The following is a 16,094-nucleotide window of genomic DNA, read 5'->3' as shown; positions in this document are numbered from 1 at the left end:
CTTCATCTGACAGAGGAAGATATGTTTTTCTCATAGTGTTCATCCTTTCTTAGATAACACTATTTTACCATACATTATCCTCAAAATATATAGTAGAGATTTAATTTATTCTATACTAGTAGAAGAGAGATACCGCCAGAAGAAGACCCAGCAGGAGATGGCGGATATAACCGGGGTAAGAGCCTCGAACATAGCTAGATTTGAGAAGGCTTCTAGAGTGCCAACATTGCTTATGTTGGAAAAATATGCGAATGCACTGGAAAAGCATATAGAGATTAGAATAACGGAGGATAAATAGTAGTGGGAGATTATCCCGCTGCTGTTTGAAATAATCAATGATGATAGTATTATAAAAGAAAGGATATGAAGAAGAGGATTATGGCTACAGTGGTAAAAAGTTTTGCAATACAAGGAATCGAAGGACATAACGTAGACATAGAGACAAAAATACTGGATGGCCAGCCTATGACCTCCATAATCGGGATGGGTGATACAGCAGTAAAGGAGTCAGCGGACCGAATACAGTCAGCAATTGATGAAAGCGGATATGTATTTCCGAAAAAACGTGTAATTATAAGTCTGGCGCCAGGAGATGTGAAAAAGAGGGGGTCTCATTATGACCTGGCAATGGCAATAGGAGTCTTGTAGGAAGATAATAATATTGCAGCTAAGGATTTGCATCAGTATGCGTTCATCGGTGAGCTGTGTCTAGATGGCGGTCTACGAGCTTGCTGTGGTATTCTTCCGATGATTCTTGCTGCGAAACAATCAGGGATTAAAAAAGTCATTATACCGGAAGTAAATACGGAAGAGGCAAAATTGGTACAAGGAATTGAAATCTTGGGATTTTCAAAATTAACGGATGTGATTCGTTTTTTGGAAGGGAAAGAAAAATTTGAGGACAGAATTAAAAAATCCTGTGAAAACACACAAAGAAAAGATATGATGTTTGATTTTAAGGACGTGAAGGGACAAAAAGAAATTATTGAGGCATCGCTTTTGGCAGCAGCAGGCGGACATAATATGCTTATGATTGGGGAACCGGGGTGCGGAAAGACTATGATAGCCCAAAGAATCCCAACGATTCTTCCAGAAATGACGGAAGAAGAATGTCTGGAGGTCACAAAGATTTATAGTATTTCAGGATTACTGCCGGCAGGTCATAGTTTAATAAGGAACCGACCGTTCCGGGCACCACATCATAATGCCTCATTGAATTCTTTAATTGGCGGAGGTGTAAATGCAATGCCAGGAGAAGTATCACTCGCACATAATGGGGTATTATTCTTAGATGAACTGGCAGAATTCTCAAGAAGAACACTAGTATAAAGTAAATTAAATAACTGCTATATATTTTATGGATGATGTGTGGTAAAATAGTGTTATCTAAGAAAGGATGAACACTATGAGAAAAACATATCTTCCCCTGTCAGATGAAGACAAGAATTACCTTAAATCATTATCCAAAAAGAGAACGATTCAGGCACAAGTCGTAGACCGTGCCAGAATCCTTTTATATAAAGCTGATGGAATGACATTCCAGGAAATCGCTGATAATCTTACAATCAGTACCGCAACGGTACGCCTTTGTATTTCGAAGTTTCACAAAGGCGGTGTGGATGCTGCAATTTTTGATATGCAGCGTTCTGGACGCCCATCAGAAATCACCGATGATACTAAGGCATGGATGATTAGCATTGCATGTCAGAGACCAACAGAACTCGGCTATGCACAGGAACTTTGGACTTTGACCGCCCTCCACAAATACATTCAAAAGCATGCAGAGGAGGCGGGATATCCAAGGCTTTCAACAGTTACAAAGCCATATATCCAGAAATTTCTCAAGGAACAAGATATTAAGCCGTTTAAAATCAAGTATTACTGTGAAAAACGGGATCCTGATTTTGAATCAAAAATGCATGAGGTTCTGCTGGTTTACAAGCAGATTGAAATGCAGTTTGATGAAACTGGCACACTCATTGTTCCAGATGATTATAAACTGACCATTACGGTATCGTATGATGAGAAACCTGGCATTCAGGCAATCTCCAACACTGCACCAGATTTACGTCCAGCACCAGGACACGGCGAAATATACCGTGATGCAGAATACAAACGTCTTGGAACCCTCTCTTTATTGGCTGGCATTGATTTACTTACAGGAGAAGCCATTCCGTTAGTAAGAGATACTCACAAGAGTTCTGATTTTATTGAGTTTTTAAAGATACTGGACAAAAAATATCCATCACAGGATTCCATCAGAATCATCCTGGATAATCACTCAGCACATACTTCCAAAGAAACACGACGCTTTCTGGACACCATGCCAAAGGGACGTTTTAAATTTGTGTTTACGCCGAAACATGGCTCATGGTTAAACATGATTGAAAGTTTCTTCAGCAAGATGACCAAGCAGATGCTTCGAGGAATTCGTGTCAATACCAAACAGGAGTTGGAAGAACGGATTTACAAGTACTTTGACGAAGTGAACCGTGAACCTGTGGTTTATCACTGGAAGTACAAAATGGATGAAATCAGTGAAGATGAAGCGGCCTCTGTTTAATATAGCAATTATTTATTATTCGTTGTACTAGATTACAAAATTATGAAGCACATAAGGATATTCTTGCAGAGCGTGACGATGTTATGTTGGAATATGTTACTTTGTATAATCTTTTAGGCATGCATCAGAAAGCTTATGATACCATTATGAATCATAGATTCCGTGCATGGGAAGGTGCAGAAGGACGAATCTCAGGACAGTATAAAATTGCTTTGACTGAGATGGCGAAGGAAGAGATTGTAAAGAAAAATTTTAAAGCGGCAAAAGAACTGTTGGAAAAAGCTTTATTGTACCCCGTAGATTTAGGCGAAGGAAGATTGGAAGGAATCAAGGATAACAATATTTATTATTATCTTGGAGTTGTAGAAGCAGAACTTGGAGAGGCAGAAAGGTCTGAAGAATGTTTCAAAAATGCAGAACTTGGAGTTGATGAACCGGCAGGAGCTATGTGTTATTATGACCAGCCGGCAGATATGATTCTTTATAAAGGACTTGCGAATCGGAAACTTGGAAATACAAATGCTGCCTGCGTATGCTTTAATAAACTTATGGATTACGGTGAGAAACATTTATATGATAAAATGAAAAATGATTACTTTGCTGTATCCTTGCCTGATTTTTTGATTTTTGAGGATGACATGAATCAAAAGAATAGGGCACATTGTCATTACTTGATGGGACTTGCCAATGTTGGAATGGGAAATAAGGAAGAGGCAGCCGTGCAATTTAAAAAGGCATTGCAATATGATTTTAATCATCAGAACTGTCGAATTTATTTAAAGATGGTAAAAGAAGCTGTTTGTTAGGGTAGGGAATTGGTAAATATTATAAAAAAATTGTAGATAAAGTTGGTGCTGGGGATTACTGCAGTACCAACTTTATTTGGTATGTGTTTAAGTTTTTCTTTCTTCCGTATAGAATTCCTGATTAGGTGAGAAAACTGACAAAATTTTATTCTGCAAAAGAGATATATTTTCAGCCCGTTGGGAGTAAACTGAAAGAAAATGCAGGAAGTGCAGCATGAAGAATCAAAAGCTGGAGAATCTTTTGAACCTGGCCTTGGATGCAACGCCGGAGGAACTGGAAAAGTCACCGGAACTGGGTATCGGGTATAATGAAGTGGAGCGGACATGGGACTTAATTATTAAATATACAGGAAATCTTTCGCAAATCATTGGAGAAGAGGTGCCACGGGCAGAACTTTTAAATGGCTTCGCCGTGATTACTCTTGCAGAGAGTAAAATCGAAAGTCTTTCCAGACTTCCCGGCATAGAATATGTGGAAAAGCCGAAAAGGCTTTTTTTTGCTGTCAATCAGGGGAAAAGTGCGTCCTGTATGACGGCAGTGCAAAGTCGTTTTTCTCCTTTGGGGGAAGCACTGACAGGGAAAGGAATTTTGGTAGCGTGTGTAGATTCGGGCATTGATTATACACATCCGGATTTTCGGAATCCCGACGGCAGTACCCGGATATGGAGGCTCTGGGACCAGAGTATAGCAGGCAGACCGCCGAAAGGCTATTCCCTGGGAACGGAATACACACAGGAGGAAATCAATGAGGCTCTGCAGGCAGGAAGCCGGGCTGAAAGAGAGAAGATAGTGCCAAGCAGGGATTTGAGCGGACATGGAACCGGAGTCATGGGAATTGCTGCCGGAAATGGAAGAGCCTCTGACGGGATATACCGGGGTGTGGCTTATGAAAGTGAATTGCTTGTTGTAAAGTTAGGCGCCCCAAGGGAAGGCGGATTTCCGAGGACTACAGAACTTTTGCAGGGCATTGATTATGCCATTCGTCTGGCCGCAGACCGGGGAATACCGCTGGCGCTGAATTTGAGTTTTGGAAATAATTATGGCTCTCACAGTGGAGAATCTCTTTTGGAAACTTATCTTGATAATGCAGCGCTTACGGGACGAAGTGTTATCTGTGTGGGAATGGGGAACGAGGGAAACCGGGCGCTTCATACTTCTGGAACCGTATTGGCGGGAGAAGTTACGGAAATTTCTTTTAATGTGGGGGCGTATGAGCCTGGTCTGAATGTGCAGATATGGAAGCAGTATGTGGATGAAATGACAATGGAGCTGCTGCTACCCGGAGGACAGCGGGTGGGGCCATTTCAGGAGATTTTGGGACCGCAGCGCTTTACTGTGGGAAATACAGAACTTTTGCTGTATTACGGAGAACCGGCGCCTTATAGTCTGGCACAGGAAATCTATGTGGAAATGCTGCCTCGCAGCGAATATATTGACAGCGGAACGTGGAAAATCCGGCTGATTCCAGGGAAGATTGTGGATGGCAGGTATGATTTGTGGATGCCGGGGGGCGGTGTATTAAATGAAGATACCCATTTTCTGCAGCCTACACCGCAGACAACACAGACCATTCCCTCTACGGCTCAGAGAGTGATTTCCGTAGGCGCCTATGACTCCCGGTATCTGGCTTACGTAGATTTTTCCGGGAGAGGATATACTAGAGTGACCAACGAAATTAAGCCGGATTTAGCCGCGCCGGGAGTGGGAATTACCACAGCTGCCCCAGGGGACGGATATGAAAGCCGCACGGGAACTTCTTTTGCCACGCCGTTTGTCACAGGGGCAGCGGCACTTATGATGGAGTGGGGGATTGTAAGAGGCGAGGACTTGTTTTTGTATGGGCAGAAGGTAAAGGCGTATTTAAGAAGAGGAGCCAGGCCTCTTTTGGGCGGGGGGTATCCCAATAATCAGCTGGGGTTTGGGGCGCTGTGTTTGAGGGATAGTTTTCCAATTTGAAAACCCTATTGATATGTGTAATAAAAAATGCAATAATATGTGTGATAAGAAATGCAAATGGAGAAGATATGAGAAGGAATACGTACATTAAACTTGAAACTTTATATAACAAATACAGTGGCTATGTAGGAACGAAAGAACTTCTGGCAGAAGGATTCACGAATCGTCAGATTTCTGTTTTAGTGGAAGAAGGGTATTTACAAAAAGTATGTTATGGACATTACTGGCTTGTGGGGAAACAATGCAGGAAACCGTTAGATTATAAATGCATTGAAGTGTGTCTGAGCAATCCTCGTGCGGTTATTTGTATGGACAGTGCACTTTACTATCAAGGTGTACTGGCACATGAGCCGGATTATTTATCAGTTGCAACAGAAAGAACAGATCGCAGTATGATGAAAATGGATTTTACGGTACAAAGACATTATTTTTCAAACAGTAATTTTAACTTTGGAATAAGAAAACAAAAGACGGAATTCGGCAGTTATAATATTTATAATATTGAGCGCTCTGTTTGTGATCTGTATCGTTTAGGGGGAAAAACGGAAATAGAGATAGTAAATAGTATAAAGGAAAATAAATATTTGTATGATCGTTTATTGAAATATGCAGAAGTACTACAGATAAAACGAGGATTGTAAAAAGGGATATACGATGGAGTACATATATAATGGCATACTGATAGAAGTAAAAACTTCACAGGAAAATCAAAATTGCAGTTCATGGATATATTTTAGGATAAAGAAAGTGAATGGGAACAAAAAATTTACGGTAAACTGAAAGGAGGGGAGGAGAGACATCCAATAATGGGAATTGTATTTTGTACCGTTTTAGGTAGAATTCTGGTTGGTTTGGTTGCAGGCGTTATTTCGGAGGCTGTTTTGCTGTGTGTATAAAAAATGGAGATAAAGAATGAAGAATAGAATCATAGATGTTCAAAACGTAAAAATTACTATTTCAAAAGAAGAATTAGATGATTATATTTGCATTACAGATATTGCTAAAGTAAAATCAAATTCCTCTAGAGCGGCTGATGTAGTGAGAAATTGGTTAAGAAATCGTGGAACGTTAGAGTATTTATCTGTATGGGAACAAATATACAATCCAGCATTTAAAGTGTTCGAATCTGAACACTTTAAAAAGCAAGCGGGTTTATTAACATTTACACCAAGTGTTTCTGAATGGATTCAGAAAACAAATGCCGTTGGTCTTTATGTAAAGCGTGGAAAATATGGAGGAACCTACGCTCATAAAGACGTAGCTTTTGAATTTGCGTCTGCAATTAGCCCGGTTTTTAAATTATATCTGATAAAAGAATTCCAACGTTTGAAGGAAGAAGAAAATAACGCAAGACAAATAGAATGGAATGCAAAACGTTTTCTTAGTAAAAGTAATTATTTGATTCAGACAGATGCAGTGAAGAACTATATCCTGCCTCAGAGAGATTTTAAAAAAGATTCAAAATGGATTGCATATGCGGAAGAAGCAGACATAGTGAATGTCGCTTTGTTTGGGTTTACAGCAAAAGCTTGGAGAGAAAAGAATCCAGAACTTGCCAAGAAAAATAATGTCAGAGATTTTGCAACAATTAATGAACTAACAGTAATTTCTAATTTAGAAACGCACAATGCCCAAATGATACGAGAAGGGAAGAAGAAGGAAGAACGGTTTGAAGTACTGAAAGAAATTGCGGAATATCAATTGAATATATTAAATACTGCTGAGCAGATAAAAATGATAGAAATTTGTGACAATGACTTGACATCCTCGGAGGCGCTGTGTTTGAGGGATAGTTTTCCAATTTGAAAAAAAAATATTGACATATGTTCATAACGGTGGTATTCTGAAAGCGAAAAAATAGAAATCACTATCTTTTATCTATTTGAGGAAAGGGGATATATGGCACGGCCGCAGAAACGCAGATGTATCTGCTCAAAACCGAAAGTCACCAGTTTTTCACCGCAGGGCTGTACCGCAAATGGGAGTGTCAATCTTACATACGATGAATATGAAGTGATTCGTGTTCTGGACTTTCTGAAAATGACACAGGAAGAATGTGCAGTGAAAATGGACATTTCCAGACCAACGGTAACGAGGATTTATGACAACGCCCGACAGAAAATAGCAGATGCTATGGTGAATGGGCGAAGTCTAACCATAAGCGGAGGAGATGTGGCTGTATGCGAAAAGGTGAGGCCGGAATGTGCAGATATGGAGCACTGCTGTCATAGACAGCAGCCAAAAGAAATGGATAACCAGCAAAACAAAGCACCAGTTGAGAAAGAACAGGAGAAATAGAATGAAAGTACTAATTATAGGAGGCGTTGCTGCAGGAACCAAGACAGCAGCCAAACTGAAACGAGAAGACAGAAGTACGGAAATCACAGTAATCACCAGAGAAAGAAACATTTCTTACGCTGGGTGTGGGCTTCCTTATTATGTAGGCGGTCTGGTTGAAAATCGTGAGGCATTGATTATAAACACTCCTGAAAAATATGCAGAGCTGACGGGAGTGGAGGTAAGAACCGGAAAAGAGGCTATATCTCTGGACGCGGATAAAAAGCAGGTGACAGTAAAGGATTTGTTTACAGGAGAAGAAGAAGTCTGTACTTATGACAAGCTGGTTCTGGCTGTAGGAGCATCTCCGGCAGAACTGCTCATTCCAGGTATGGCACAGCAGGGTGTATTTAAAATGCGTACCCCGGATGATGCAGCGGCTATTCGTTCTTATATGGAAGAAAACCAGGTGAAGAAGGCCGTTGTTATCGGAGCTGGATTTATAGGGCTGGAAGCAGCAGAAAATCTGAAGAACAAAGGCGTGCAGGTTACGGTCCTGGATTTTGCTTCCCAGCTTCTTCCCAATATTTTGGATGAGGAAATGGCTGCTTATGTGAAAAAACATCTGTTGAAAGAGGGTATCCGTGTTCTTACAGGTACAAAAGCAGAAGAGGTGGTTGGAAGCGGAAAAGTGACCGGACTGAAAACTTCTGCTGGATTTTTGGGCTGTGAACTTCTGATTACAGCAGCCGGTATTCGTCCCAATACAGAATTTCTGCAGAGCAGCGGTCTGGAAATGTCTAAGGGAACGATTCTGGTTGATAATACGATGAAAACCAGTCTGGAAGATGTTTATGCAGCAGGAGACTGTGTCATGGTGACAAACCGCATTACCGGAAAGCCGCAGTGGTCGCCAATGGGCTCTTCCGCAAATATGGAAGGCCGAACCCTGGCGCAGATACTGACCGGAACAAGGAAAACTTATCCTGGTGTATTGGGAACCGGTGTCGTAAAACTTCCGGGTCTGCATGTGGGACGCACAGGTCTTACACAGCAGCAGGCAGAGGCAGCAGGATATGAGGTTGTAACGGTTCTGGTACCTACAGATGACAAGGCACACTATTATCCGGGAGCAGGCTTCTTTATTACCAAACTGATTGCAGAAAAAGAGACACATAAACTGCTGGGGGTACAGGTTCTGGGAACCGGTGCAGTAGACAAGATGGTGGATATTGCCGTTATGGGGCTGAATATGGGTGCTGTTCTGGAAGATTTTGAAAATGCAGACTTTGCTTATGCACCGCCATTTTCCACTGCCATTCATCCTTTTGTACAGGCGGTACATGTGCTGCTCAACAAGATAAACGGAGCACTGGTGAGCATGACTCCGGCGGAATATGCGGCAGGCAAGGCAAAAGGCTATAAGGTTATTGATGCAGGTCTGGCGCCGTCCATTCATGGAGCCCGTTATGTAGACCTTTCTGCGGTGCAGGGAGAAATCGAAGGGCTGGATAAAGAAGAAAAACTGCTTTTGGTATGTGCGAAAGGAAAACGTGCCTATTTCCTGCAGAACCGTATGCGTTTCTATGGATATAAAAATACTGTGGTTCTGGAAGGGGCAACGTTCTTTAACGATGTAAAAGTAGAAAATCCAGAAGGGGCCGTATCACTGGAAGAAGAGAAACGGGTAAAAGCTCTTGGATTTTTAAAAGACAAAAATACCCTGGATAAGTTTAACGGCCGTGTGATTACCAGAAACGGAAAGATTACAGCCGAGGAAGCACGGACGATTGCAGAAGCGGCTGAACTTTTCGGAAGCGGTGAGGTGACTATGACCTCTCGTATGACCATGGAAATTCAGGGGGTATCTTTTGCTAATATTGAACCTCTTCGTGAATATCTTATGCAGGCGGGTTTGGAAACAGGGGGCACTGGCTCCAAGGTTCGTCCGGTAGTATCCTGTAAGGGAACCACCTGTCAGTATGGACTCATTGATACATTTGGGCTGTCTGAAGAGATTCATGAAAGATTTTACCACGGATATTCCGCAGTGAAGCTTCCGCACAAGTTTAAAATTGCAGTGGGCGGATGTCCGAATAACTGTGTGAAACCGGATTTAAATGACCTGGGTATTATCGGACAGAGAGTTCCTATGGTGGATATGGAAAAATGCCGTGGCTGTAAAGTCTGCCGCATTGAAAAAAATTGTCCGATTAAGGCGGCAAAGGTTGTGGAAGGAAAGATTGTGATTCCGGACAATGAGTGCAACCATTGCGGTCGCTGCATTGGCAAATGTCCGTTTAAGGCCTTTGAAAACTATACCAATGGATACCGTATCTACATTGGCGGACGCTGGGGCAAAAAGGTGGCACAGGGACGTTATCTGGATAAGGTGTTTACGGAGAAAGAAGAGGTACTTTCCATTGTGGAAAAAGCAATTCTGCTGTTCAGAGAGCAAGGAATTACAGGAGAGCGTTTTGCAGATACCGTGGCAAGACTGGGATTTGAAAATGTACAGGAACAGCTCATGGCAGATGATTTACTGAGCAGAAAAGAAGAAAATATTAAGGGTGAGAAACATTTAGTGGGCGGAGCGACCTGCTAAAGAAATATGCAGGATTGAGGAAGCTTTGTTCGCAGAAAAAAAGAGTTGTGACATACCAATAGGTGTGTGATAGCTCTTTTTTTTCATGCAGACTATCCTTTTTTCTGTTTGCTGCGTTATATATAATAGAAGGACAGGCGTTTGACTTTGAAAGGGAGGAAGGAGGAAACTGTGGATTCTGATTTTATACTGATACGGAGAATGAAGCAGGGCAGGGAAGAGGCCATGGAACATTTTGTGCGCAAATACTATGACGAAATTTTAAAATACTGTACATATCATTGTCAGGATGCACAGTATGGGGAAGATTTCACACAGGAAGTTTTTGTACGATTTTTTGCAGGGCTTGCAGCTTATGAATACCAGGGGAAAACAAAAAATTATCTCTACACCATTGCAGGGAATCTGTGCCGGGATTTTTACCGAAAGAGTCGGGAAATTCCCATGGAACAGCAGGTATTTGAACAGGAAAAAGAAGAGAACGGAAAGTTGGAGAAAGTGGCAGAGAGACTGGATATGGAGCAGGCTCTTAGAAAATTGCCGGAAGAATTGCGGGAGGTGTTGATTTTGTATTATTTTCAGGAGTTAAAACTGAGGGAGATTGCAAAGGTGCTGCAAATTGGTCTGCCTCTTGCAAAATACAGGATAAAAAGGGCAAAAGAGCAGTTGGCACTATTGCTGGAAGGAGGGAATTTAACATGAAACTGGAAGAAGAACTGCGCCTTTATAAAGAAAGCAGGAGCATACAAGCCCGGGAAATCTGTAGGAAAAGAACCATAGAGCAGAGCAAAAAGGTTTTTTATGCAGAAGAACAGAAGCGGATTTTATCGGGAACAGAATTTCTATATACCCAGCTTGGATATATCCGAAAACGATGGTGGATGTTACAGGCCCTGCTTCTGATAAGTCTGTGGAGTTTTCTTTCCTGTACAAGAGAGCCGTTCTACGTACAGCGAAGTATGGGAGTGGCGGGGGCTTTGTTTGTGATTTTGCTGATTCCTGAGTTGTGGAAGAATAGAAACTGTAATTCCATGGAAATTGAGGCGGCCGCTTATTATTCCCTTCGCCAGATTTATGCGGCAAGATTGCTGCTGTTTGGGATGACAGACGTGTTTTTACTCACTGTTTTTTGTCTGGTGTCGTCCTTTAGTCTGCAGATAGCCATGGCAGAACTGCTGACACAATTTTTATTTCCCATGGTGGTGGCAGCGTGTATTTGCTTTGGAATTTTATCCGGCAGACATGGGTGGAATGAACTTGCAGCCATAGGCGGCTGTATTGCGTGGAGTATTTTATGGTGGAGCATAGTGATAAACGAGAGACTTTATCAGGCCATTACCATGCCAATCTGGTGTGGGCTGTTTGGCATGGCAGTGATTGCTCTTTGCTTGCTTGTAAAACATTTGCTGGCGGGAAGCCGGAAGATTTGGGAGGAAAACTGGAATGGAATTGGAAATGAATAATTTGACAAAAAAATTTGGGGATTTTACTGCGGTAAAACAGCTGAATTTGTCTATGACAAGAGGCGTTTATGGGCTGTTGGGGAAAAATGGTGCGGGGAAAACCACATTTATGCGTATGTTGTGTACCCTGCTCACCCCTACGGAAGGAAACATTTTGTGTGACGGAAGAGATATCTTTAAAATGGAAGGAGAATACAGGAAACTTTTGGGATATCTGCCCCAGGATTTTGGCTTTTACCCGGAATTCACCGTGCGGGATTATCTGCTGTACATTGCGTCAATCAAAGGGCTTCCCCCGGCTGTGGCAAAGAAACGGACAAAGGAATTGCTTGCTGCCGTGGGGCTTGAAAAATATGCAGGCAGAAAAATGAAAAAACTTTCCGGCGGCATGAAGCGAAGGGCAGGAATTGCCCAGGCTATGATGAACCACCCTAAAATCCTGATTCTGGACGAGCCCACAGCAGGTCTGGACCCCAATGAACGTATCCGTTTTCGCAACCTCATCAGTGAATTTTCAGAAGACAGACTGGTGCTTCTCTCCACCCATATTGTGTCTGATGTGGAGTATATAGCCAATGACATCTGGCTGATGAATGAGGGAGAAATTGTTCGCCAGGGAACACCAAAACAGATAACAGAATCTATGAAGCAGAAGGTCTGGGAATGTTTGGTAGAGAAGAGAGCGGTTCCTTTGCTGGCGCGACAATATAAAATTTCCAATATGAAAGCAGATACACAGGGAGTACAGGTGCGGGTAATTGCAGGCGAAAAGCCGGCAGAGTATGCAAAAGAGGCAGTTCCGTCCCTGGAAGATGCGTTCTTATATTATTTTGGCGAAGAGGCGGGTGACAATCATGGTATTTTATGAAATGAAGAAAATCTTTTCCAAAAGCAGCAGTAAGGCAGCGCTTGTTTTTCTGGGATTTGCATTGTGCCTTATCATATATTTTGCAATGGGAGAAGTGTCTTATGTAAATCCGGAAGGGGAAGGAACAAAGGGAATTGCCGCAGCGCGTCATCTGGAAAAAGAGAAGGAAAAGTGGAAGGGAACACTGACAACAGAACGGCTTCAACAAGTTATCCGTGAAAATAATAAAGTGAACCAGAGCCCACAGGCAAAGTCCGAAAATACAAAAGAGAACGATCAGGCTTTTAGTCGGAAACAGGGATTTTCAGATATTCGTGAGTTGTTAAATAAAGCATTTACAGGATTTCAGGAATATGATTATTTCCGGGCAGACACGTTGACGGAAGAAGAGGCAGGGCAATTTTATAAGAAAAGGACAGAAAATCTGAAAGCCTGGCTTGCAGAAGAAGGAGGAGGGGCAGACCAGTTTACGAAAACGGAAAAAGAGTTTCTTGTAAACCAATACAAGAGTTTGGAGACACCGTGGTATTACGAAAGTTCGGATGGATTTGATGCATGGTTTACCTGGTCTCCAACGATTTGTATGCTGGTGGTTCTTACGGTAGGTTTCCTGGTATCCGGTATCTTTTCCTGCGAAAAGAGATATCGTGCAGCTTCTGTTTATTTTGCCTCTTACCATGGGAGGAAAAAAGCGGTTTTGGCGAAAATTAAGGCAGGAGTGCTTACTGCCACACTTGTTTATTGGGGAATCATGCTTCTTTACAGCGCGGTTGTATTGGGGTGTCTGGGACTGCAGGGAAGTCAATGTGTAATACAGACCCAGTTTGGAAAATGGAAAAGTTTTTATGCTATGACTATAGGGCAGGAATACGCTTACATATTGCTTGGGGGATATATTGGCTGTCTGTTTTTCACACTTTTAACCATGCTGATTTCGTCATGGAGTCATTCAGGCACGGCAGCCGTCATCGTTCCCTTTGCGCTGATATTGGCGCCCTCTTTTCTGGCAGAAACCCAGATTCCTTTTGTAGATAAAATTCTGGGACTTCTGCCAGATCAGCTGCTGCAGGTGGAACTGGTGATTTCCCATTTTAGTCTGTATTCTCTGGGCGGGAAAATAATAGGAGCCCTGCCTGTGCTGCTGGTACTTTACAGTGTGCTGTGTGCAGGACTTCTGCCTGTGGTATACAGGATTTATCGAAGAAAAGAAGTCCGGGAATAGAGGCTGATAAGCAGCACCACACCAAAAAGCAGAACTTTGAAAATTTTAAGTTTTTTAAATGCTTTTGCATGGAGAATGCGTTATATTAAGTGCAGAGAACCGTTGTCTTTTTGCAGGATTTTCGCTATAATCAACAAATAGAATAAAACGAGGGGGCATTTTCACATGCAGAAAAATCTTACACAAGGCCCTGTAGGTAAGACACTGCTGTTGTTTTCTCTTCCTATGATAGTGGGAAATTTGCTGCAGCAGCTTTACAATATTGCGGATACCTTGATTGTGGGCAGGTTTTTAGGCTCCGGCGCGCTGGCTGCGGTGGGGTCTTCTTATACACTTATGACATTTTTAACTTCTGTTTTTCTGGGACTTTGTATGGGAAGCGGCGCGGTGTTTTCCATACGGTTCGGAGAAGGGGAGATGGAAAAGCTGCAGGAGAGCATAACGGCGGCTTTTCTTCTGATTTTTACAGTAACGGCGGCGCTGAATTTTCTGGTTTTTCTGCTGATTGACCCTATTTTAGGCCTTCTGCAGGTACCGGAAGAAATTTACGGCATGATGCGGGGATACCTCTGGGTTATATTCTGGGGAATTCCGGCAGTGTTTCTTTACAATTTCTATGCCGCCCTGCTGCGGGCTGTGGGGAACTCTGTGGTACCTCTGGTATTTCTGGCAGCCTGTGCGGTATTGAACATTGTACTGGATTTGTGGTTTGTTCTTGGATTTTCCTGGGGTGTGAAAGGGGCAGCCGCGGCAACAGTTATGTCCCAATACGTTTCCGGGGTGGGGATTGCCTTGTATACCTGGAAAACCCAGACACACTTTCGGATTCAGCGGAAGTATCTGTGTCCCAGACGGCAGGTGCTGAAGGAACTGGCACAGTTTTCCTTTTTGACTTCAGTGCAGCAGTCTGTGATGAACTTGGGAATTTTAATGGTGCAGGGATTGGTAAACAGCTTTGGAACGGTAATTATGGCGGCCTTTGCAGCGGCCGTAAAGATTGATTCCTTTGCATACATGCCGGTACAGGATTTCGGCAATGCTTTTTCTACCTTTGTGGCACAGAATTTCGGGGCAAAGAAGGAGGAGCGAATCCGGGAAGGTATCCGAAAAGTAGTAGGAATGGCTTTTGTCTTTTGTGTGCTGATTTCCTGCGGTGTATTTTTCTTTGCCAGACCGCTGCTGTTGATTTTTGTCCAGCCGCAGGAGTCGGAAATTCTGGCGGCAGGCGTGGAGTATTTACGCATCGAAGGGGCGTTTTACTGCGGCATTGGCTGTCTGTTTCTGTTGTATGGCTTTTACCGGGCTGTGAAGCTGCCGGGAATGTCCGTGGTACTGACGGTGATTTCTCTGGGAACCCGCGTGGTCCTGGCGTATCTTTTATCTTCGGTGGAGAGCATCGGGGTTCTGGGAATCTGGTGGTCGGTGCCCATTGGATGGGCCCTGGCTGATCTGGTGGGCTTTGTGTATTACCGAATGAAGAAAAAGTATCTATTTCACACACTTTTTACGGAAAAAGGATAACAAATCACATAAAAAAAGAGTATGATTTCCAGATGTATGGAATTTATACTCTTTTTTGATGAGAAAGACAGAACAGGAGAAAACAATGGCAGAAGAAAAATACAAGCAGATTACGTATATGGATATGAAGAAAGATGAAGAGGTTAACATGCTTTTGGCACATGGCAATCAGGTGTTAAAGGAGTTGGGATTTACTGAACATTCCAGAAAGCATGCGGCAAAGGTAGCGGAAACAGCGGGAAGAATTTTAAAGGAGCTGGGATATGGAGACCGGGAAATCAGGCTGAGTAAAATTGCCGGGTATATGCATGATATCGGCAACGGTATTCATCGCCATGACCATGCACAAAGTGGAGCGCTTCTGGCTTATCAGATTTTAAAAGAGCGGAAAATGCCCCTTGAGGAGGCGGTTACAGTGATGACGGCTATCGGCAACCATGACGAGGAAACGGGAACAGCGGTGGATGTGGTGTCTGCAGCCCTGATTCTGGCAGATAAGACGGATGTAAGAAGAAACCGGGTGCAGAATCCCACAGCTGCCAATTTTGACATTCATGACCGGGTGAATTATGCGGTGCTGTCTTCTTCTTTAGAGGTGAAAAAGGAGAAAAAAGTCATCGAAATGAGTCTGGAACTGGATGATGAAATGTGTACGGTCATGGATTATTTTGAGATTTTCCTAAAAAGAACCATGATGTGCAAGCGGGCTTCTGAGGTGCTGGGCTGCAGGTTTAAGCTGGTGGCAAATGGGAATAAGGTTTGCTGAAATACCCCTTTTTGTGCTATGATAAGAAAAATACCATAGAACAGAA

At 42.8% G+C, this 16,094-nt stretch carries 15 protein-coding genes and 1 pseudogene; all 16 read left to right on the top strand.

Annotated features, from left to right (window positions below):
• Positions 1-19: 19 nt before the first annotated feature.
• Entirely contained in the window at positions 20-298 is a 279-nt protein-coding gene (locus tag WBS51_RS03725) for a helix-turn-helix domain-containing protein (protein WP_342694043.1), read from the top strand.
• Between the two features lie 65 nt (positions 299-363).
• Positions 364-807, top strand: a pseudogene (locus WBS51_RS03720) (magnesium chelatase domain-containing protein); the annotation flags it as partial.
• A 135-nt stretch (positions 808-942) separates the two neighbouring features.
• Complete coding sequence (locus WBS51_RS03715; RefSeq protein ID WP_319017085.1) at positions 943-1,329, top strand: ATP-binding protein; 387 nt, start codon at positions 943-945, stop codon at positions 1,327-1,329.
• A gap of 76 nt (positions 1,330-1,405) precedes the next feature.
• Complete coding sequence (locus tag WBS51_RS03710) at positions 1,406-2,563, top strand: IS630 family transposase (protein ID WP_342694042.1); 1,158 nt, start codon at positions 1,406-1,408, stop codon at positions 2,561-2,563.
• Positions 2,564-2,646: 83 nt separating this feature from the next.
• Positions 2,647-3,369, top strand: a complete 723-nt coding sequence (locus tag WBS51_RS03705) for a hypothetical protein (RefSeq protein WP_173748727.1) — start codon at positions 2,647-2,649, stop codon at positions 3,367-3,369.
• Between the two features lie 214 nt (positions 3,370-3,583).
• Positions 3,584-5,326, top strand: coding sequence for a S8 family peptidase (locus WBS51_RS03700; RefSeq protein ID WP_294463002.1), 1,743 nt, complete (start codon positions 3,584-3,586; stop codon positions 5,324-5,326).
• Between the two features lie 68 nt (positions 5,327-5,394).
• On the top strand, positions 5,395-5,967 hold the full coding sequence (locus WBS51_RS03695; RefSeq protein ID WP_173748725.1) for a type IV toxin-antitoxin system AbiEi family antitoxin domain-containing protein: 573 nt from the start codon (positions 5,395-5,397) through the stop codon (positions 5,965-5,967).
• A 271-nt stretch (positions 5,968-6,238) separates the two neighbouring features.
• Positions 6,239-7,132, top strand: coding sequence for a KilA-N domain-containing protein (locus WBS51_RS03690; RefSeq protein WP_173748724.1), 894 nt, complete (start codon positions 6,239-6,241; stop codon positions 7,130-7,132).
• A gap of 93 nt (positions 7,133-7,225) precedes the next feature.
• Positions 7,226-7,624: a DUF134 domain-containing protein gene (locus WBS51_RS03685; protein ID WP_173748723.1), complete on the top strand. Its 399-nt coding sequence runs from the start codon at positions 7,226-7,228 to the stop codon at positions 7,622-7,624.
• Between the two features lies 1 nt (position 7,625).
• On the top strand, positions 7,626-10,208 hold the full coding sequence (locus tag WBS51_RS03680) for an FAD-dependent oxidoreductase (protein ID WP_291683694.1): 2,583 nt from the start codon (positions 7,626-7,628) through the stop codon (positions 10,206-10,208).
• A gap of 171 nt (positions 10,209-10,379) precedes the next feature.
• The gene (locus tag WBS51_RS03675) at positions 10,380-10,910 is read left to right on the top strand and encodes an RNA polymerase sigma factor (RefSeq protein WP_173748721.1); all 531 of its coding nucleotides are present in this window, start codon (positions 10,380-10,382) and stop codon (positions 10,908-10,910) included.
• Positions 10,907-11,671 (top strand): hypothetical protein, encoded by a 765-nt coding sequence (locus WBS51_RS03670; protein ID WP_173748720.1) that lies wholly within the window; start codon positions 10,907-10,909, stop codon positions 11,669-11,671. The genes WBS51_RS03675 and WBS51_RS03670 overlap by 4 nt, the downstream gene beginning before the upstream one ends.
• Complete coding sequence (locus WBS51_RS03665) at positions 11,652-12,539, top strand: ABC transporter ATP-binding protein (RefSeq protein ID WP_173748719.1); 888 nt, start codon at positions 11,652-11,654, stop codon at positions 12,537-12,539. Before WBS51_RS03670 ends, WBS51_RS03665 begins: the two co-directional genes overlap by 20 nt.
• Positions 12,526-13,761 carry an ABC transporter permease gene (locus tag WBS51_RS03660; protein ID WP_173748718.1) on the top strand — a complete coding sequence of 412 codons (1,236 nt, stop codon included), beginning with the start codon at positions 12,526-12,528 and terminating at the stop codon, positions 13,759-13,761. Before WBS51_RS03665 ends, WBS51_RS03660 begins: the two co-directional genes overlap by 14 nt.
• Positions 13,762-13,926: 165 nt before the next feature.
• Positions 13,927-15,282 (top strand): MATE family efflux transporter, encoded by a 1,356-nt coding sequence (locus tag WBS51_RS03655; RefSeq protein WP_294463008.1) that lies wholly within the window; start codon positions 13,927-13,929, stop codon positions 15,280-15,282.
• A gap of 85 nt (positions 15,283-15,367) precedes the next feature.
• A complete protein-coding gene (locus WBS51_RS03650) occupies positions 15,368-16,048 on the top strand; it encodes an HD domain-containing protein (RefSeq protein ID WP_173748716.1) in 681 nt (226 codons plus the stop codon).
• Positions 16,049-16,094 lie beyond the last annotated feature (46 nt).

Source organism: Blautia acetica, assembly GCF_038739805.1.
In the GTDB taxonomy this organism is placed as follows: Bacteria; Bacillota; Clostridia; order Lachnospirales; family Lachnospiraceae; genus Blautia.
Note: the sequence above shows the minus strand (reverse complement) of the source record. Positions and strands in the feature narration are given on the sequence as shown.